The 551-nt window shown below is 71.7% G+C and carries 1 protein-coding gene; it reads right to left on the bottom strand.

Annotation, left to right across the window (positions count from 1 at the left end):
• Window positions 1-551, bottom strand: a 551-nt coding sequence (locus tag IF43_RS37500; RefSeq protein ID WP_158939696.1) for an acyltransferase domain-containing protein, incomplete at both ends; no start/stop codon positions are given.

A 551-nucleotide genomic window follows, 5' to 3' on the forward strand; every position in this document is an offset into this window, starting at 1 on the left:
GCAGGTTGCCGAACCAGTAACCGGCATCCAGCTCCGGCCCCTTGACCCACTCCCCCGTCACCGTCGACAGCAACGGCACCTCCGCCTCCCGCGGCACGATCGGCGCCAGCAGCTCCGCCAACTCCTCACGGAGCAGGTCGACCTGCGCGGAATGGGAGGCGTAGTCCACGGCGATCCGCCTCGCCCGCACACCGTCCGCCTCACACGCCGCCAGGAACTCCTCCAACGCCAGCGCCTCACCCGACACCACCACCGAGGAAGGCCCGTTGGCCGCGGCCACCGAGATCCGCTCCTCGCCCCACGGGGCGATCCGCTCCCGAACCTGCACGGCCGGCAACGGCACCGACACCATGCCGCCCAGACCCGCCAACACCCGACCGATGGCCTGACTACGCAGCGCCACCACCCGGGCCGCGTCCTCCAACGACAAGATCCCCGCCACACACGCCGCAGCGATCTCACCCTGCGAATGACCGACCACCGCACCCGGACGCACACCCGCCGCCCGCCACACCTCCGCCAGCGACACCATCACCGCGAACAGGGCGGGC

This window comes from Streptomyces sp. NRRL S-87 (genome assembly GCF_000719335.1).
Lineage (GTDB): Bacteria > Actinomycetota > Actinomycetes > Streptomycetales > Streptomycetaceae > Streptomyces.